The organism is Mesorhizobium sp. M7A.F.Ca.CA.002.15.2.1 (assembly GCF_003998715.1).
In the GTDB taxonomy this organism is placed as follows: domain Bacteria; phylum Pseudomonadota; class Alphaproteobacteria; order Rhizobiales; family Rhizobiaceae; genus Mesorhizobium; species Mesorhizobium ciceri.
In genome coordinates this window covers 1-15053 of sequence record NZ_RZPI01000008.1, presented here as the reverse complement: position 1 = coordinate 15053, position 15053 = coordinate 1, and the positions used below count along the sequence as shown (strand labels likewise).

18 protein-coding genes are annotated in these 15053 nt (G+C 60.8%); 14 read left to right on the top strand and 4 right to left on the bottom strand.

Features of this window, described 5'->3' with window-relative positions:
- Positions 1 to 6: 6 nt before the first annotated feature.
- The 5 genes from ENZ74_RS01275 to ENZ74_RS01255 all read left to right on the top strand — a co-directional run bounded on the left by ENZ74_RS01275 (position 7) and on the right by ENZ74_RS01255 (position 4502).
- Positions 7 to 993 carry an ABC transporter substrate-binding protein gene (locus ENZ74_RS01275; RefSeq protein ID WP_127312642.1) on the top strand — a complete coding sequence of 329 codons (987 nt, stop codon included), beginning with the start codon at positions 7 to 9 and terminating at the stop codon, positions 991 to 993.
- Positions 990 to 1814, top strand: a complete 825-nt coding sequence (locus tag ENZ74_RS01270; protein ID WP_027162619.1) for an ABC transporter permease — start codon at positions 990 to 992, stop codon at positions 1812 to 1814. Before ENZ74_RS01275 ends, ENZ74_RS01270 begins: the two co-directional genes overlap by 4 nt.
- The gene (locus tag ENZ74_RS01265; protein ID WP_013532066.1) at positions 1783 to 2523 is read left to right on the top strand and encodes an ATP-binding cassette domain-containing protein; all 741 of its coding nucleotides are present in this window, start codon (positions 1783 to 1785) and stop codon (positions 2521 to 2523) included. Before ENZ74_RS01270 ends, ENZ74_RS01265 begins: the two co-directional genes overlap by 32 nt.
- A 34-nt stretch (positions 2524 to 2557) precedes the next feature.
- On the top strand, positions 2558 to 3520 hold the full coding sequence (locus ENZ74_RS01260) for a quinoprotein relay system zinc metallohydrolase 2 (protein ID WP_027162621.1): 963 nt from the start codon (positions 2558 to 2560) through the stop codon (positions 3518 to 3520).
- A 118-nt stretch (positions 3521 to 3638) separates the two neighbouring features.
- On the top strand, positions 3639 to 4502 hold the full coding sequence (locus tag ENZ74_RS01255; RefSeq protein ID WP_063167845.1) for a quinoprotein dehydrogenase-associated SoxYZ-like carrier: 864 nt from the start codon (positions 3639 to 3641) through the stop codon (positions 4500 to 4502).
- A 124-nt stretch (positions 4503 to 4626) separates the two neighbouring features.
- On the opposite strand, the gene ENZ74_RS01250 is transcribed toward ENZ74_RS01255, so the two are convergent.
- A complete protein-coding gene (locus ENZ74_RS01250) occupies positions 4627 to 4980 on the bottom strand; it encodes a hypothetical protein (RefSeq protein ID WP_013532069.1) in 354 nt (117 codons plus the stop codon).
- 686 nt (positions 4981 to 5666) lie between these two features.
- Here ENZ74_RS01250 and ENZ74_RS01245 point away from each other — a divergent pair.
- From ENZ74_RS01245 to pqqE, 8 genes are all read left to right on the top strand, one after another.
- Positions 5667 to 7568, top strand: coding sequence for a methanol/ethanol family PQQ-dependent dehydrogenase (locus ENZ74_RS01245; protein ID WP_013532070.1), 1902 nt, complete (start codon positions 5667 to 5669; stop codon positions 7566 to 7568).
- Between the two features lie 178 nt (positions 7569 to 7746).
- Positions 7747 to 8271, top strand: a complete 525-nt coding sequence (locus ENZ74_RS01240) for a c-type cytochrome, methanol metabolism-related (RefSeq protein ID WP_013532071.1) — start codon at positions 7747 to 7749, stop codon at positions 8269 to 8271.
- Positions 8243 to 9136, top strand: a complete 894-nt coding sequence (locus ENZ74_RS01235) for a quinoprotein dehydrogenase-associated putative ABC transporter substrate-binding protein (RefSeq protein ID WP_013532072.1) — start codon at positions 8243 to 8245, stop codon at positions 9134 to 9136. Before ENZ74_RS01240 ends, ENZ74_RS01235 begins: the two co-directional genes overlap by 29 nt.
- Positions 9133 to 9693 carry a PQQ-dependent catabolism-associated CXXCW motif protein gene (locus ENZ74_RS01230; protein WP_027162625.1) on the top strand — a complete coding sequence of 187 codons (561 nt, stop codon included), beginning with the start codon at positions 9133 to 9135 and terminating at the stop codon, positions 9691 to 9693. Before ENZ74_RS01235 ends, ENZ74_RS01230 begins: the two co-directional genes overlap by 4 nt.
- A gap of 415 nt (positions 9694 to 10108) precedes the next feature.
- The gene (pqqB, locus tag ENZ74_RS01220) at positions 10109 to 11047 is read left to right on the top strand and encodes a pyrroloquinoline quinone biosynthesis protein PqqB (protein ID WP_063167844.1); all 939 of its coding nucleotides are present in this window, start codon (positions 10109 to 10111) and stop codon (positions 11045 to 11047) included.
- Entirely contained in the window at positions 11044 to 11802 is a 759-nt protein-coding gene (pqqC, locus tag ENZ74_RS01215) for a pyrroloquinoline-quinone synthase PqqC (RefSeq protein ID WP_063167843.1), read from the top strand. The genes pqqB and pqqC overlap by 4 nt, the downstream gene beginning before the upstream one ends.
- Positions 11799 to 12095, top strand: a complete 297-nt coding sequence (pqqD, locus tag ENZ74_RS01210) for a pyrroloquinoline quinone biosynthesis peptide chaperone PqqD (RefSeq protein WP_024504366.1) — start codon at positions 11799 to 11801, stop codon at positions 12093 to 12095. The genes pqqC and pqqD overlap by 4 nt, the downstream gene beginning before the upstream one ends.
- On the top strand, positions 12092 to 13213 hold the full coding sequence (gene pqqE, locus ENZ74_RS01205) for a pyrroloquinoline quinone biosynthesis protein PqqE (protein ID WP_063167842.1): 1122 nt from the start codon (positions 12092 to 12094) through the stop codon (positions 13211 to 13213). Before pqqD ends, pqqE begins: the two co-directional genes overlap by 4 nt.
- Before the next feature lie 19 nt (positions 13214 to 13232).
- Here pqqE and ENZ74_RS01200 read toward each other — a convergent pair whose 3' ends face one another.
- Entirely contained in the window at positions 13233 to 13730 is a 498-nt protein-coding gene (locus ENZ74_RS01200) for a hypothetical protein (RefSeq protein ID WP_245465364.1), read from the bottom strand.
- A gap of 112 nt (positions 13731 to 13842) precedes the next feature.
- Positions 13843 to 14364 (bottom strand): hypothetical protein, encoded by a 522-nt coding sequence (locus ENZ74_RS01195; RefSeq protein ID WP_013532080.1) that lies wholly within the window; start codon positions 14362 to 14364, stop codon positions 13843 to 13845.
- A gap of 164 nt (positions 14365 to 14528) precedes the next feature.
- On the opposite strand from ENZ74_RS01195, the gene ENZ74_RS01190 reads away from it, so the two are divergent.
- Positions 14529 to 14888, top strand: coding sequence for a hypothetical protein (locus tag ENZ74_RS01190; RefSeq protein WP_013532081.1), 360 nt, complete (start codon positions 14529 to 14531; stop codon positions 14886 to 14888).
- Positions 14889 to 14902: 14 nt separating this feature from the next.
- On the opposite strand, the gene ENZ74_RS35640 is transcribed toward ENZ74_RS01190, so the two are convergent.
- Positions 14903 to 15053 (bottom strand): DUF3592 domain-containing protein (locus tag ENZ74_RS35640; RefSeq protein WP_127312641.1); only part of this gene is annotated, 151 nt, incomplete at its 5' end.

Genomic DNA, 15053 nt, shown 5'->3' with positions numbered 1-15053 from the left:
GGTGTCATGATGGTTTCACGGCGCATGACGTTGCGTCTGGCGGTTCTCGGGACAGCCGCTGTTCTTGCTACCAGGCCAGCCGTTGCGGCAGCCAGGATTCGCCTCGGTGTGCTGAAGTTTGGAACCGTGAGTTGGGAACTCGATACGCTACGGCAGCACAAGTTCGATGCCGCGAACGGGATCGATCTGGAGATCATCGACTTCGCCGGCGAGGATGCAACCAACGTCGCGATGCAGGCTGGCGCGATCGACATGATCGTTTCCGACTGGCTGTGGGTCTCGCGCCAGCGCTCCGAAGGCGGCGACCTCACATTGTTCCCCTATTCCACCGCCGTGGGCGCGATCATGGTGAAGGAGGGTTCACCGATCCGGACGGTCGCCGATCTCAAGGACAAGAAGATCGGCGTCGCCGGCGGCCCGCTCGACAAGAGTTGGCTGCTGATACAAGCGCTGACCAGACGCGATCTCGGCGTCGACCTGTCGGCAACCAGCGACATCGTCTTTGGCGCGCCGCCGCTGATTTCGGAAAAGGCGATACAGGGCGAACTCGATGCAGTGCTGAATTTCTGGCATTTTTGCGCCCGTCTCGAGGCCAATGGCTTCCGTCGATTGATCGGCGTGAATGACGCGGCAAAGACGCTTGGGGCTCTGGGACCCGTGTCGGCGCTCGGTTACGTCTTCCATGACCAATGGGCGAACGAGAACCCCGATGCCGTCAGGGGGTTCGTGAGGGCGTCCGCGCAAGCCAAAGACTTGCTGGCCAGATCCGATGACGAATGGCTGCGTCTGGCGCCGATCATTCGCGCGGAAGGCAAGGAACTGGAAAAACTGCGCGATCGCTATCGTCAGGGCATTCCCAGACGGTCGGTCGCCGAGGAAGCGGCTGACGCCGGCAGGCTATACCATGTGCTGGCGGCGATCGGCGGCGCGAAGCTGGTCGGCAGCGCGGCGGAGCTGGCGCCCGGCACATTCTGGCAGGAACCCTGGAAATGACCGCATCGGAAACCGACGGCACGCGTGATGCCCCGCCGAGCATGTCCGGCCGACGCAGCCTGGCGACGGCACTGGCGCCCGCGCTGACCGTAGCGGTTTCCCTGCTCGGGCTTTGCCTGCTGTGGAACCTTGCGGCAGGCGTCTGGCCAAGCCGTGCCTTTCCAGGACCTGGGCAGGTCTGGCAGGTGCTTCTCAGGGAGGCTGCGAGCGGCGACCTCTTTTACCATCTCGGCGTGACCCTCGGCCGGGTCGCCGCAGCATATATCGTCGCAATGATCATCGGATCCGTCATCGGCGTTTTGCTCGGCAGCTATCGTCGCGTCGACCGTTTTTTCAACCCGTGGGTGATCCTGTTCCTCAACATCCCGGCGCTGGTGGTCATCGTCCTCGGCTACATCTGGTTCGGCCTCAACGAGGCGGCGGCGATCGGCGCGGTGGCGGTGAACAAGATCCCGAATGTCGTGGTGACGATGCGTGAAGGCGCCAGGACGCTTGATCCAAGTTATGCCGAGATGGCCACCGTCTATCGCTTCGGCCGCCTTGATCGCATCCGCCATATCCTGCTGCCGCAATTGCAGCCCTATCTTGCCGCCGCGTCGCGATCCGGCATCGCCCTCATCTGGAAGATCGTCCTGGTCGTCGAACTGCTCGGCCGCTCGAACGGTGTCGGCTTCCAGATCCATCTCTATTTCCAGCTTTTCGATGTCGCCGCCATTCTTGCCTACACGCTGGCTTTCGTGGCGGTGATGCTTGTCATTGAACTTCTCCTGGTGCAGCCCGTTGAACGACATGCAACCCGTTGGCGCCGTCGTCCCGCTTAAGGTCGACATCGCCGAAAAGACCTTCAGGTCCGCGCGAGGCGTCTCGATCACGGCGCTTCAGGACCTTTCCTTCGAGGTCCGGCAAGGCGAATTCGCCTGCTTGCTTGGACCGTCGGGCTGCGGCAAGACCACGACGCTGCGTATCCTGCTTGGCTTGGACAAAGACTTTTCCGGCTCCTTCCAGTTGCCGCAAGGAGGTTCGAACCGCATCGCCGCCGTATTCCAGGAACCGACCCTGCTGCCGTGGCGAACGGTGGAGCAGAATGTCAGGCTGGCGTTGCCGAAAAGCTTGAGGGCGAAAAATCTCGACGGGCTGTTCGACACGCTCGGCCTCGCGGCCATGCGCTCGCTCTATCCTGCCGAACTGTCGCTCGGCCTTGCGCGCAGGGCAGCACTTGCCAGGGCTTTCGCCACGGAGCCGGCGGTGCTTTTCCTGGACGAACCCTTTGTCTCGCTCGACGAACAGACCGCCGAGCGGCTTCGGCATCTGCTTTTGACCGTGTGGTCGGCACGGCCCACGACCGCCTTGATGGTGACCCACAATCTACGCGAGGCACTGATGCTCTCGGACCGCATCATCGTGCTCGCGCCGCGGCCAACCCATGTGCTCGGCGTGTTCGACGTACGGTTGCCACGGCAACATCGCAATTCGCAGGTGATGAGCGACCTTCTGCGGTCGTTCCATCATAGATTTCCGGACGTCACCTGATCGCCTGCAGGTGAAATGCATATCGGAGGCCTTCATGTCGATCGATCGGCTAAGACGCAGGCTTGTGAGTGGCTTCGCCTGTACCGCCGCCAGCGCCGCCTTGATGCCGTGCTGCCTCGGACGAGCCGCGGCTGGCAACCTGGGATTCTCGCTCAGGCAGATCGCCGACGGCGTCTTCGCCTTCCAGGGCACGGATGAATTGATGACCGCCGCCAACGACGGTGCGATCTGCAATCTGGGCGCCGTCATCGGTACCGATGCGGTTGCCGTCATCGACAGCGGTGGCAGCCTGATCGAGGCGCACGCCTTTCTCGCCGCGATCGGAAAGGTAACCGCAAAGCCGGTTCGCTTCCTGGTCAACACCCACATGCACCCCGACCACATCTTCGGCAATGCGGCATTCCGGGAGATCGGCGCGACCATCGTCGGTCACCGCAATCTGCCGCGCGCCCTCGACGCGCGTGGCGCGTTCTATCTGCACAACTATCGCGAACAGCTTGGCGAGGCGCTGATGGAGGGGGTCGAGATCGTGTCGCCGACCAGGCTGGTCGACGATCACCTGCAACTCGACCTCGGCGGGCGCACGATCGAACTGCGGGCATGGAAGGCGGCGCACACCGACAACGACCTGACCGTATTCGATACCACGACCAGAACGCTCTTTGCCGGCGATCTGGTGTTCATGGGCTCCTTGCCGACGCTCGACGGATCACTGCTTGGATGGCTCCGCCAGATGGATGCACTCACCGCGATCGACGCCGCGCGCGTCGTTCCAGGTCATGGTCCTGTAACGGCCGACTGGCCACAGGCACTGGCGGGGGAGCGACGCTATTTCGAGGTTCTGGCGCGCGATATCCGCAAGGCGATCGCCGACGGAACGCCGCTGCGCGAAGCAGTCAAAACCGCAGGCGGAAGCGAACGGGACAATTGGCACCTGTTCGACGATTACAACGAGCGCAACGCAACGGCCGCATTTGCCGAACTCGAATGGGAATAGACGACGCCGACATGCGCCAGGCGGCCGTAAAGCACGGCGATTTGCCAAGGCGTCGCCAAAGGCTTATCCTCAACGCCAGCCTGGGCACCACCTCTCTTGCATTGGTGGAGGCATCGAAATGCAAAATCAAGCTTACTCGAGCCGGCAGCTCGCCTTGCCGCTCGCATCCGTTTTCACCGCGATCATCTTGACCATCGGCACGTTGCTCGGCTCCTCGGGAGCCGCCAACGCACAGCAAACAACCGCGTCCTCGGATAGAATCTGGCATGACTTGAAGGGCGACGTGTTCGGCGATCGGGCAATTCTGGTCGATACCGGCGTCGTCCGGATCGAAGCACCGAAGCGGGCGCAGGATGCCGCCATCGTGCCCGTCGATATCTATCTCGATCCAGCCAAGGCGCCAGACGGCATCAAATCCGTTACCTTGATCATCGATGCGAACCCTGCACCGGTGGCGGCAACGTTCCAGCTCGGCAAGGATGCCGGCGTGACGCATCTGTCGACGCGCGTGCGCGTCAACGACTATTCCTATCTGCGCGCCATCGCTGAGACGCAGGGTGGTCAACTCCATATGGTACAGACCTTCGTCAAGGCGTCAGGTGGCTGCTCCGCCCCTGCGGTCAAGAACCAGGACGAGGCCAACGCGACAATGGGTCAGATGAAGCTGCGCCAGTTCCCGCCCAAAGAGACGATGACCAAGACCGAGGAACTGCAGTTGATGATCCGGCACCCTAACAATTCGGGGCTGCAGCGGGATCCGCTGACCCAATATTTCATACCGGCGCATTTTGTCCAGAAACTGTCGATCTCCCAAGCCGGCCGGCCGATCCTCTCCATGGAAGGTGGAATATCGATTTCGGAAGACCCCAACTTCCGATTCGATTTCACCGTGCACGGCAATGGCGAAATCCAGGTTGAAGCGATCGATACGGACGGCAAAACATTTCGCAATCAGTGGCCGCTCGAGACAGCGGGACTCTGAAGTCTCGATATCTTGCGCTGGACTGCCGGGTGCTTGCCACTTGATCCCGAAAATGGAGCTCGTTCGGGAAGATCACGCCCGGGCAGAGGACGGAGCTCCATCCGGCTTCCGGATGGAGCAGGCTCTAAAAGCAGCGCACGTCGGCTTCCGACTGCGCGCGCTTCAATTCGGTACGGGCTGCCTTCGCCGGTGCGCTTTCGCGAAACAGCGCCGCGCTTTCGCCTGTGGTCAAAGACATGCTCTTGAAAGTCTCGGCTCTCTCATAGTGGTCGTAGGGAAGGATCGAGGCGATGACGTCGATCGAGCAGGAACAGCTTTCCAGCGCCTGACGTGTCTGGCCGTTCGTCTGCATGCAGCCGAGCACGTAGTCGGCGATCGTTGCTGTCGGGTAATCACCCGCGGCGCCCGCCGGGTTTGCGAAGGCCAGCGGCGCGGCAAGGAGCAGCGGCAAAGTCGAAAATCCAACATATCTGATCACGGGAAAACCTCCGGTTAGCCTAGGCGCGATGCGCCCAGTCGGGATCACCGTGGCAGTTGGCAACGTGCAGCAGAGTCAGTCAAGCGCCCATGGCTTCCGTATGCGACCAAAGGAGGAATGCGGGGCTTGTCGACCGTGGTTCCGCATGGCGGCTCCGTGGCCTGCTCCACGCCCCGACTCCAACGATCATCTCATGCTTGGCCCACTATCGATTCCCAATGGAGCACGCGCATGACCATGCCGAGACATCGAAGCGAATACCTCCAAATAAAATCAACGCTTAGGCGAAATGTAAAAATCAAAAAATAACTAAATTTTATGCGCCCCATCGTTATTTCGCGGTCATAAATACTTTATCTAACAAATACCGTCCTGCTTATTTTCTTATATTGCACCGCATCATTTACGATATTGCGGTGCAAAAACACCAGCAGGCTTTTTTGCTTGCCTAGCCTTTTACGATGACATAGCCTCACCCTGTTTCCGGCTTCAAGGGCGTCACCGTCATTAGGGAGCGGCGACAGTCTTTCGTAGGCCAAGGTGAGGTGGGCAGTAACGGTGCCCTCTGCACATCTGGCTTAGGTCGTGACACGCTGCCGGAAATATTTCCCCCCCGTGAATCGCTTGGGCAAGCCCTTGTGGGCTCAGCAAATGATTCATCACTATGAACCTCGGGAGGAATTCGGATGCGTGTACTTACGAAAGCTACCTATATTCTAACCACTGCGGCGTTTCTGTCGCTCGGCGCGGCCTATACGGCGTCGGCTAATGAGGACCTTGCAAAGCTGGCTTCGGATTCGAAGAACTGGGCAATGCAGACGGGTGACTACGCCAACACCCGCTATTCCAAACTCAACCAGATTACTGCGGACAATGTGAAGAACCTGCAGGTCAAGTGGACCTTTTCCACCGGCGTGCTACGAGGCCACGAGGGTGGACCGCTTATCATCGGCGATGTGATGTATGTCCACACGCCTTTCCCGAACAATGTCTTTGCGCTCGATCTCAAGAATGACGGGAAGATCCTTTGGAAGTACGAACCCAAGCAGGATCCCAACGTCATTCCGATCATGTGTTGCGATACGGTCAACCGTGGCGTTGCCTATGGTGACGGCAAGATCATTCTCAATCAGGCCGACACCACAGTCGTCGCCCTCGACGCGAAGACTGGCAAGGTCGTCTGGTCGGTCAAGAACGGCGACCAGACCGATGGCGGCAAAGGCGAATCTGGTACGGCTGCCCCCGTCGTCGTCAAGGACAAGGTGCTCATCGGCGTCTCCGGCGCCGAATTCGGCGTTCGCGGCTGGCTGGCCGCCTACAATCTGAAAGATGGCAAACTCGCCTGGAAAGCCTATTCGGAAGGTCCGGACGCAGACACCCTGATCGATCCCGAGAAGACCACGCAACTCGGCAAGCCGGTTGGCAAGGATTCCGGCACGAACACCTGGGAAGGCGAGCAGTGGAAGACCGGCGGCGGCACGACATGGGGATGGTATTCCTATGATCCCAAGCTGAACCTGGTCTATTATGGCACCGGCAATCCCTCGACGTGGAACCCGGTCCAACGCCCCGGCGACAATCGCTGGTCGATGACGATCATGGCCCGCGATGCGGATACTGGTGTTGCCAAATGGCTCTACCAGATGACCCCGCATGACGAATGGGACTATGACGGCATCAACGAGATGATCCTCGTCGATGGCATGGAGGTCAACGGCGCCAAGCACGACGTGCTGGTGCATTTCGATCGCAATGGTTTTGCCTACACCATGGATCGCGCCACCGGCGACCTTCTCGTCGCCAAGAAATACGATCCGGCCGTGAACTGGGCGACCGAAGTCGTCATGGACCCCAAGAGCGAACAGTATGGTCGCCCGCAGGTCGTGGCGAAATATTCGACCCAGCAGAACGGCGAAGACACCAACTCGACGGGCATCTGCCCGGCGGCGCTTGGAACGAAGGACCAGCAGCCGGCGGCCTATTCGCCGAAGACCGGGCTGTTCTATGTCCCCACCAACCATGTCTGCATGGACTATGAGCCTTACAAGGTGAGCTACACCGCCGGTCAGCCTTATGTTGGCGCCACCGTGTCGATGTATCCCGCACCTGGCGGCGACGGCAACATGGGCAACTTCATTGCCTGGGATGCGGCCAAGGGCGAGATCGTCTGGTCGAAGCCCGAGCAGTTCTCGGTGTGGTCGGGCGCGTTGGCGACAGATGGCGACGTCGTCTTCTACGGTACACTCGAAGGCTACATCAAGGCGGTCGATAAGGACGGCAAGGAACTCTACAAGTTCAAGACCCCGTCCGGCATCATCGGCAACATCACGACCTACGAGCAGGGCGGCAAGCAGTATATCGCCGTTCTGTCGGGCGTCGGTGGATGGGCTGGTATCGGCCTGGCAGGCGGCCTGCTTTCGCCTGACAACGCCGCTGCCTGGCATGGCGCCGTCGATCAGGGCCGCGCGCAAGGCGACCAAGCCGCTGTCGTTGGTACAGCTGGCCTGGGTGCCGTCGGCGGCTACGCGGCACTTGCCGACTACACGACGCTGGGCGGTCAGCTCACCGTCTTCGGTCTCCCGGATTGATGCGCTGGGAACCTTGAGCATGCCTCAGGTCTTGTGAGACCAAAGGCTTGAAGAACGAGAGCCCGGACATCCGGAAGCCATGGCCGGGCTCTCGATTCGGTTACGCACCCAAAAACACCGATCAATGCCGGTCGCGACAGCAAAACCGTGTCCATTGGCAAATGAAGGAAGCGTTTGAATGTCCGTTCGCATTGTAATTTCGGCTTTCGTCCTGGCTCTGCTGCCTCTGGCAAGCTCGAGCCTCGCCCGGGCCGACGACAGCATGGAAAAAGCCAAGGCGGTAAAGGAAGAAGGCGGCAAGTATTTGGATGCGGATGGAAATCCGACCTACAAGATCGAAAACGGAACCGTCGATTGGTACACGTTCAGCGGCTACCGCCGGTATCATTCCGATTGCCATGTCTGCCACGGACAGGACGCGACAGGTTCGAGCTATGCGCCGGCTTTGGTCAACAGCTTGAAAACCATGGATTACGCCACATTCCTCTCGATCGTCGCCGAAGGCCGCAAGAATGTCGGCGGCGGCAAGGAAAACGTCATGCCTGCCTTTGGCGACAACAAGAACGTCTATTGCTACCTGGACGATCTCTACGTCTATCTGCGCGCGCGCGCGGATGGCGCGGCGCCCCGCGGAAGGCCGCCCAAGCACGAAGACAAGGCCCAGGCGGCGAAGGATGCCGAAGCATCCTGCATGGGTGGATGACATGATCGGCCGCGATGCATTGAAGCTGCGCGTCGTTCTGCCGATCCTCGGCACACTCGCCTTGCTGCCGTCGAACGCGCATGCGCAAAGCGCCGGCCTTGGCGCGGCGGGAGAACTGGTCGACCCTGACATTCTGCGCGTCTGCGCCGATCCCTCGAATATGCCCTTCACCGACAAGAGCGGCGAAGGCTTCGAAAACAAGCTGGCCGAACTGGTTGCCGCGAAAACCGGGCGCAAGTCCGTCTCCTACACCTGGTTTCCCACGATCACCGGCTTCGTGCGCAATACGTTGGGGGCCAACCGATGCGACATCATCATGGGCTATGCCCAAGGCGATGAGCTGGTGCAGAACACCAACGCCTACTATCGCTCCGCCTATGTGCTGGTGCATCCGAAAAGCCACGATATGGAAGGCGTGGAAACGATCGAGGATCCCAGACTCACAGGCAAAACGATCGGCGTCGTTGAAAGCACGCCGCCAACCGCCAACATGGCCGCCAACAAGCTTCTGCGGACCGCCAAGATCTATCCGCTTGCGGTGGATACGCGCGTCACCCCATCAATGGGGGAGGTCATGATCAAGGACATGCTGGCACACAAGATCGATGCGGCGGTGCTGTGGGGACCGATGGCAGGTTACTACGCCAAGGAACTCGGAGCTGATGTGACGATCGTTCCACTGGTGAAGGAAAAAACCGGCTCGCGCATGTCTTACCGCATCACCATGGGCGTACGTCCGTCGGACCAGGAATGGAAGCGGACGCTCAACCGGGTGATCAGGGAAAACCAGGCGGAGATCACCAGGATCCTGCTGAGCTACAACGTGCCGCTGATCGACGAACACGACAACCTGATTACCCAATGAATGGAAGGGAGACTATTTTCGTGCTGGTCGCCGCGAGCCTTCTGGGTCTGGCCGAGCCGACATGGGCTGGCGACATCGCCGAACCCAGCGGTTTCCGGATGGACGACTATCGGGCGCCGGTGCCGCGGACGCTGCAAGGCGCGAGGGTGGTGACGACGGTGGAAGCGGAAGCGCTGTGGCGAGCGAAAAAGGCGATCTTCTTCGACGTGATGCCGGACACGCCCAAACCGGCCAATTTGCCGGCAGGGACGATATGGAGAGACAAGGTCAGAAAGGACATTCCAGGCAGCATATGGCTGGCCAATGTGGGATACGGCGCTATTTCGCAGGAGACCGCCAGCTATTTTCGCCAAGGCCTCGCGGCCAAGGCCGGGACGGACAAGTCGCGCACGGTTCTGTTCTACTGCATGACGAATTGCTGGATGTCGTGGAATGCGGCGAAACGGGCCGTCCAGTGGGGCTACAGTTCAGTGATCTGGTATCCGCTCGGCGCCGATGGATGGGAAGATGCAAACCTTCCACTGGAGGAGAAAAAACCCTACGCAACGAACAATTGAAATAAGGACTGCAATTATTCTCGATAGTTTGTTTTCAATTTTTCAAAACCTATTGTTTCATTTGTCCATTTTGAAACTTGATGGACGAGCCATTGCGTCGGTGCCCTGCAATGGTTGGCTAACGACAGGATCGGTCCCTTCGGGCTGGTATAAGAGGAGAAATGTCATGAAGAAGAACTGGAAAAAACCGACCATGTGTCAGGTTGCCGCTGGCTTCGAAATTTCACGGTATCTGCCTGCTGAAATTACTCCCAAGAAGTAGGCCGCAGAGGTGCGCGTCCCTGGCGACAGGGGCGCGCATCCCCTCGCCGCATGGGATTTCCGTGAAAGATTTTGACGCACGCAAAGCGCGCGGACTGTCGTTTGTGACTGCAAATTGCCTGCAGGTCAGAGAAGCCGGCGCGCGGGCATTTTCATGCATTTGAGGATAATCGGATCGGCGGCGGGCGGCGGCTTTCCGCAATGGAACTGCAACTACCGTCTCAGTCGTGCGGCTCGCAACGGCATGGCAAGCGTGCATCCACGAACCCAGTCAAGTGTCGCCGCCTCGGCGGACGGGTTGGGCTGGGTTCTTTTCAATGCCTCGCCCGACATTCGCCAGCAAATCGCTGCAACACCTGAATTACAGCCTGCGGGCGATGCGCCGCTGCGCTCGACACCTATTCGCGCTGTGGTGCTGACCAATGCCGACGTCGATCATATCGCCGGACTGCTCAGCCTGCGCGAGCGGCAGCCTTTCGCCATCTATGCAACGGCGCAGGTTCTGGCGACGCTGGAGGCGAATTCGATTTTCAACGTTCTCGATCCAGCGCTTGTGCCGCGGCGCATCCTGCCGCCGGCGAAAGAGTTGGCCATCTGCGACGCAGAAGGCCGCGATACCGGCGTAATGATCGAGCCCTTTGCCGTGCCCGGGAAGATAGCACTCTATCTGGAGGATAGAGACCATCCGGATGCCAATTTCAGCTCCGACGCAGGTGACACGATCGGAGTCCGAATTGCCGGCATCGGCAGCCGCGGCTCCGTCTTCTATATCCCAGGCTGCGCGCGCATCGATGCGCGGCTGCGCGCGCGTCTCACCGATGCCGCCTGTCTTTTGTTCGACGGCACGGTCTACACCGACGACGAGATGATCGTCGCCGGCGTCGGTCAGAAAACCGGCTCGCGCATGGGGCATCTGGCGATCTCGGGAGAATTGGGTTCGATTGCGGGCTTGGCCGATGTGAAGGTCGGCCGTCGCGTCTTCGTCCACATCAACAACACCAACCCCATCCTAGACGAGAATTCCGCCGAGCACGCGGCGGTCAAGGCGGCAGGCTGGGAAATCGCAAACGACGGTATGGAGATGGAATTTTGAGCGACTTCCGCGATGCAGCCAAAGGCGGACTCTCCACGAGCGCTCTCGAAGCCGTATTGAGGCAGGTTGGCGCCGAGCGCTATCACAATCGTCATCCCTTTCACCACAGGATGACCAGCGGCGCGTTGTCGAAGGCCGAGATGAAGGCTTGGGCGCTGAACCGCTATTGCTATCAGGCGGTCATCCCACGCAAGGATGCCATGATACTCGTACATGCCGAGGATCCAGCGTTTCGTGCCGCGTGGCGCAAGCGGATCGAGGATCATGACGGCGAGGACGGCTGGAGCGGCGGCATCGCGCGCTGGCTGTATCTGGCAACTTCACTCGGCCTGGACGCCGAGGCCGTGAAGAGCGAAAGGCTGGCACTGCCGGCGACACGCTTCGCGGTGGGCGCTTACCTTTCCTTTTGCACAAACCGGACGCTGTTCGAGGCGGTCGCGTCCTCGCTGACCGAGATGTTTTCGCCACTCATCATCGGCGAGCGGGTGCCGGCAATGCTGGCCAAATACGACTACATCACCGAGGATACGCTTGCCTATTTCAAGCAACGGCCCGAACAGGCCTCGCGTGACGCCGACTTCGCCCTTGCCTACGTGCTCAGCCACGCCGATACGGCGGAGCGCCAGCAGCAGGCAATCGATGCACTGGTGTTCAAATGCGATATACTCTGGGCCATGCTTGACGCGCTTCAACACGCCTATGGCGAGCGGGGAAACATACCGCCCGGCGCCTTCCAGCCCGAGGCAGCCCTATGACGGCGCTGCGCGAAAGAGCTGTGGTGTCGTTGCGATCGGTACCTTCGCTGCCGAAGCACGTGCGCATACAATACGATCCCTTGCGGCAGGCATTCGCCGTGCTTTCACCGGAAAAGATATTCTGGCCGAACGATGTCAGTCTCGACATATTGCGACGCTGCGATGGACGGTCCACGGTCGGCGACATCATTGCCGGCCTTGCCGCCGATTATGAGGCCGAACAGGAGGCCGTGGCGACCGACGTCATCGCCTTCCTGCAGGAATGGTCGGACAAGCTGCTGGTGAGGCTATGAGCACGCCCCTCCTCCCTCCAATCGGCATGCTGGCGGAACTGACGCATCGCTGCCCGCTGCAATGCCCTTATTGCTCCAATCCGCTCGAACTGCTCAAGGCCAATCGCGAACTCGACACAGAGACCTGGCTCGCCCTGTTCTCGGAGGCCGCCGATCTCGGAGTGCTCCAGGTGCATCTGTCCGGTGGCGAGCCGACACTGCGCCGCGACCTCGAGCAATTGATCGCCGGGCTTGCGGGGCGCGGCGTCTACACCAATCTGATTACCGCGGGCGTTGGCATCGTCGAGGGCCGTGTCGAGGCATTTGCCGAAGCCGGTCTAGACCATCTGCAACTGAGCTTTCAGGGCGCGCGGCCGGCGACCACGGATCGCATCGGCAACCACAAGGGTGCCCACGAAAAGAAGCTGGAGACGGCACGCCGCGCGCGCGCGGCCGGTCTGCCTCTAACCATCAACGCGCCGATCCATCGCCATAACATCGAGGAGGTGCCGGAATTCATCGATCTCGCCCTTTCGTTGGGCGCGGAGAGGCTCGAGATCGCCAATGTGCAATATGCCGGCTGGGCGTTAACCAATCGCGATCAACTGATGCCGGAGCGTGAAGCGGTCGATAGGCAGGCGGAGATCGTCGCGGAGGCACAGGAGCGGTTGGCCGGCATCATCAACATCGATTTTGTGACGCCGGACTATTTCGCGATCTATCCCAAGCCGTGCATGGGCGGCTGGGCGCGGGACGCCTTCATGGTGACGCCTGACGGCACCGTACTGCCCTGCCATGCCGCACAGACGATCCCGTCGCTCAGCTTCGAGCGTTTCGAACCACGCAGGCTGTCCTCGATCTGGGCCGATTCCCCGGCGTTCAATGCCTTTCGCGGTACGGACTGGATGCAGGAGCCATGCCGCGGCTGTGAGCGGCGCGAGATCGACTGGGGCGGCTGCCGCTGCCAGGCGATGGCGATCGCCGGCGATGCCGCTGCAACGGACCCGGCTTGCGCGAAATCGCCGATCCATGCTCGCATGGCAATGCTGATCGACGAAGCCAAGCGCATTGCCACAGTTCCTTCGAGAGAAGAAGCATTCGTCTACCGGCGGATCGGTGCGGTGACCGAATCCGCCTGACCTGGCGAGAAAGCGCTTCTCACCCCCTCGGCAAGACGCGTAGCGTCTGCTCGTCAAACAATGGCTCGTCCTGGCCGATGCGCACAAAAAGCAGGCTGTACCCCTCACCCGCGGGCACCTCGAAATACTGCATGCCGTCAGGCATTTCACCCCAGTCGCCGCAGGGCGGTTCGGGAATCTCGTCGGAGCTGGCAAGTGCTTTCAGCTCTTTCGCATAGGCGGCGTCGGGGCTGAATGTGTAGCGTTTGACGCCGGCGGGTACCGTGCCCTCGGTGTAAGGCGCCAGCACACAGCGGGCGCTGACGGCCTTGTCGGTCTTTTCCAGGAACAGGCGCTGCAACGCAGCCTCGGCGGTTTCGCCAGGCTTGATGTCAAAGACCTCGACAAGAGGGTCAGCCGCGCCGCCGTCGCTGTATTTGATGGCGAGCGCTTTGCCGGCGAATTCGAAATGGATCTGGCGGAAGCCGAAATCGCAGCGCTGCGTCCAGGCGGCCAGCCCGACAGTTTTGTCAGACAATTTTTCCCAGGCGCATTTGTCGATGGGCGGGCGCGACGGCGCCGGCTCGTCCGCCATGGCTGGTATCGTCGCGGATGCAAGCAGGGCACTGGCCCAGATGGTCGATCGCACGCTATTCATCGCTGCATCCTGTTAAAATGAAGGCGTCCCAGGCCGAACCGCCTGGATTGGCATTGGCGAAATCGGCTCCTTCGGTGAAAGCCACGCCGAAACCGGGCAAGAGCAGCCCTCTCGGCGCCGGTGTCGCTTCGCGCGAATTCAACTGCTCGGCGCCGCCGCCGGTCAAGGCATAGACCTGGCCCTCCCATAGCCTGCACAATCCGCTACCGTCCTGCAGGCCGCCTTCCCGGTCGTCGTCGGTGCAGGCGTGGCGAATGGTGCCGAGCGGGAAGGAATTCTTGCCGTTGGTCCAGGTGATGTCGGCGGGCAGGCTCGTGCCGGCTTTGGGCACGGCCAGCGAAAACACTTCGGCCGTCAGCGCCGCCGGCTCGTTGGCGAGCGGCCGGAATTGCACGACGGCACCCGAGCGCGGCTCCTGATAGGTGGCGTGACTCAGGAGGCATTCTTTTGCCAAGGCCGCCTGCATCGGGCCGAGCAGGCCCAGGAGGAAAAAGGCCAGTATGCGGGTGATCATCCAATGTCTCTGGGAAAGCGTTGAGTCGGCCCGCACAGTCGCATCATCCGCGCAAAAGCATAGCAAAATCCGGAACGGCGGCGTTTGTCCGCTCCTGGACAAAACTTGTCCACGCAAAATCCCACCAGCCTGTATGGTCGAGCGCACTGATCGAAGGAGTGGTGATGCGGCGTTTGGTGATGACGACGGCAATATCCGCATTCGCCGGTGGCTCCGCGCTGGCGGCGCCGCCTTATGTTGGGACATGGTCTAGCGACAGGCTGAACTGCCACGCGGCTCCCGACATCCAACGCGAGACTGTGTTCACAGTGGACCAGGCGTCGCTGTCGTTCCCCGATCTCGGCTGCGAGCAGGCGACATTTCGCAAAAGCTCGACCGGTTGGGTGGTGCATGCCAGCCAATGCTACGGTTCCGACCCGTCGATCGAGGAGCCGTTCGCGCGTGTCATCCATATCGTCAGGCATGGGGCCACGCTGCGGTTCACCTGGCCTGGCTTCGACAGCGGACCGCTCGTCCGCTGTTGAAGGCGTCCGGCGCCTCAGACCAGGCCGACCAGAAAGGCGGCGCCACCGAGAAAGCCTGCCGAGCAGATCCATAACAGCCAGGGCCCCCGTACCCGGCATTCCAGCACCGCCGAGCCGGGGTTGGCGGGGTCATAGTGGACGTCGACCTTGCTGCCTTCGACATAC

What these genes read in the sequence shown, in the direction of transcription:
- ENZ74_RS01235 (WP_013532072.1), top strand. Translation starts at nt 8,243, where the DNA reads ATGCCGAAGCATCCTGCATGGGTGGATGACATGATCGGCCGCGATGCA.
- ENZ74_RS01275 (WP_127312642.1), top strand. Translation starts at nt 7, where the DNA reads ATGATGGTTTCACGGCGCATGACGTTGCGTCTGGCGGTTCTCGGGACA.
- ENZ74_RS01245 (WP_013532070.1), top strand. Translation starts at nt 5,667, where the DNA reads ATGCGTGTACTTACGAAAGCTACCTATATTCTAACCACTGCGGCGTTT.
- pqqB (WP_063167844.1), top strand. Translation starts at nt 10,109, where the DNA reads ATGCATTTGAGGATAATCGGATCGGCGGCGGGCGGCGGCTTTCCGCAA.
- pqqE (WP_063167842.1), top strand. Translation starts at nt 12,092, where the DNA reads ATGAGCACGCCCCTCCTCCCTCCAATCGGCATGCTGGCGGAACTGACG.
- ENZ74_RS01255 (WP_063167845.1), top strand. Translation starts at nt 3,639, where the DNA reads ATGCAAAATCAAGCTTACTCGAGCCGGCAGCTCGCCTTGCCGCTCGCA.
- pqqD (WP_024504366.1), top strand. Translation starts at nt 11,799, where the DNA reads ATGACGGCGCTGCGCGAAAGAGCTGTGGTGTCGTTGCGATCGGTACCT.
- ENZ74_RS01230 (WP_027162625.1), top strand. Translation starts at nt 9,133, where the DNA reads ATGAATGGAAGGGAGACTATTTTCGTGCTGGTCGCCGCGAGCCTTCTG.
- ENZ74_RS01240 (WP_013532071.1), top strand. Translation starts at nt 7,747, where the DNA reads ATGTCCGTTCGCATTGTAATTTCGGCTTTCGTCCTGGCTCTGCTGCCT.
- ENZ74_RS01195 (WP_013532080.1), bottom strand. Translation starts at nt 14,364, where the DNA reads ATGATCACCCGCATACTGGCCTTTTTCCTCCTGGGCCTGCTCGGCCCG.
- ENZ74_RS01270 (WP_027162619.1), top strand. Translation starts at nt 990, where the DNA reads ATGACCGCATCGGAAACCGACGGCACGCGTGATGCCCCGCCGAGCATG.
- ENZ74_RS01265 (WP_013532066.1), top strand. Translation starts at nt 1,783, where the DNA reads ATGCAACCCGTTGGCGCCGTCGTCCCGCTTAAGGTCGACATCGCCGAA.
- ENZ74_RS01260 (WP_027162621.1), top strand. Translation starts at nt 2,558, where the DNA reads ATGTCGATCGATCGGCTAAGACGCAGGCTTGTGAGTGGCTTCGCCTGT.
- ENZ74_RS01190 (WP_013532081.1), top strand. Translation starts at nt 14,529, where the DNA reads ATGCGGCGTTTGGTGATGACGACGGCAATATCCGCATTCGCCGGTGGC.